3 protein-coding genes are annotated in these 2076 nt (G+C 45.4%); all 3 read right to left on the reverse strand.

Annotated features, from left to right (window positions below; all coding sequences use genetic code 11):
* The coding region (locus RMO35_RS08765) for a thioredoxin domain-containing protein (RefSeq protein ID WP_309740307.1) at window positions 1-708 on the reverse strand (708 nt) is incomplete at its 3' end.
* 131 nt (window positions 709-839) lie between these two features.
* On the reverse strand, window positions 840-1367 hold the full coding sequence (locus RMO35_RS08770) for a hypothetical protein (protein WP_309740308.1): 528 nt from the start codon (window positions 1365-1367) through the stop codon (window positions 840-842).
* 94 nt (window positions 1368-1461) lie between these two features.
* On the reverse strand, window positions 1462-2076 hold a 615-nt coding region (locus RMO35_RS08775), incomplete at its 5' end, for a vitamin K epoxide reductase family protein (protein WP_309740309.1).

The raw sequence follows: 2076 nt of genomic DNA on the forward strand, positions 1-2076 counted from the left end.
AGCATCGTGATATTCCCAGAACTTACCCTGCTTATTGGCAGCCCAAGCAGCCTGTGCGGCTGGTAGTGCTTCGGGATGAATTTGGGTGAGGGGAAAATATTTATAAACTAGGGTAACTTTATCTTTATGTTTTGCCATAAATTGCTTGACACTCTTATCGGCAGTCGCACAAAATGGACATTGAAAATCTGAGAATGCGACCATCACGATCTGACGATTGCTAGCTCCAGTGGTGGGCGAATTACCGATTAATGATTTGGTGTTTTTTCGAGCTAATTTAAGTGCGTCGGCTTGAGCTTTTTGTTCTTTCGCTTGTTGCTCCAGTGCGTATTTTTGCAACACTTCTAGCATGACAGATGGATTGCGGCGAATGACTTCTAGGATTTGTCTTTCTAGCAAAGGGCTGACTTTAACGGATTGCGCGATCGAGTTAGGTGCTGGAACTTTGGCTGAGGTGTCGCCGAGGGCATTGAGTCGCTCGGTGGAAGTGCGCGGATCTGTGGGGGCTAGGGATTCATTCGCTCGATCGATCCCATAATCTGATGCCAATATTTTGGTTTCGGCGCGGGCGGGTAACGCCCCAAAGACTAACGATGATAGCAATAGCGACAAGATTGGAAATCGCCACAAATTGAGTAAATAATTCATGCTGATAATATCGGGGTAGTGTTGATGCAATCTATTGATGCTGGCAACTGACTGTGCCAAAGTCGATCTATCTAATAATCGATCGTTAGTCTTGTGCTATTAGCGAATTGATATTTTAGCCTCAAACTTAAAATCCAAACCCATTTAGCAATCGATAGCCAAACCTAAAGTCCAAAGCCTAAAGCCTAAACCTACTTGCGATATTTAAAATTCATCACACCTTTATAGCCAGTTAATTTAGCAATCTCTTGGAGATCTTTACTACCAGTAAAATATTTACCGTTAATTACCCAAGTAGGAAACATTTGAATGTTTTTCTCTTTACACAATTGTCGCTGAGACTTTTCACCATCTGCGGCGCACTCAATATAGAGTAATTTTGCAGCAGCAGCCGCCCCAAATAGCGATTTTTGCTTCTGACAATGATCGCACCAGTAAGCACCGTAGAAAGTGACATTATTGGCAATTAAATGTTCTACCAGTGCGGTTTCGGCTGCGCCTGATACGGTATCGATTGGTGGTGCTGAAGCTGTCTTCTTGCTGTTGCTGTTGACAGCAGGTTTACTCGTCCGATTGACGAGCGATGGACGAGCCGAAGTAGTATTGCCATTAGTGGGCAGCATGGGATTAGCTTGCACCGTAGCGATAGTAGTCACAACAGCACCAATTGCCATCCCGATCGCGCTCACCGATCGAAGTAAGTGTAAGTTTGTCAGCATTTAGTAAAATTGGGAAATAACGATCGATCCTTAAAATATATAAACCATTTAGGTCGATCGCACAAGTTCCGCTTGCCAGCCTGACTTATAATTATTATTCACCTGGAGCCAACTTATCGTACTTAAACTTACTATCGCCCTGATAGCCAGTCAACTTGGCGAGTTTTGCCAGTTTCCTGATTCCAGGCTCTAATTTGCCATCGATACTCCAAGTCGGAAATCCTTTAATGCCAGCTTTGGCACAAGCGTCTGGCTGCGGATTCTTTTTGGCATCAGCAGCACATTCGATATTAGTAACTTGCTCCCAGGCTTGACTACCAAATAACTGCTTCTGTTCGTAGCAATGCGGGCACCAGTAGGCACTGTACATCTTGGCACCTTTTTCGGTCAGGTGCTTGGCAAGTTCGATCTCGGCTGTCCCCGATGTAGACTTGATTTCCCAACCAATCCCCGGTGTCGGGGCGGTAGTCGGGGCGAGTGAATTTATCTCACCTCCGATCGCGGTATTGTAAAGAACTAGCGAAACTAGCAGGGCACCCAGCCCCGCCGCCATTCCAGAAAAGATGACTTGCCCGATATCCTCCCAGTCACGCCCGAAGAGTGTCAGTCCCAAAATGGCAAAAGTGAAAATTGCCGAAGCAATACAAAATGGACATGCAGCTTTGATGACAAATGCCAGCAGATACATCAAATAGCCGCTAAATACCGC

It is taken from the genome of Chamaesiphon sp. OTE_20_metabat_361, assembly GCF_031364565.1.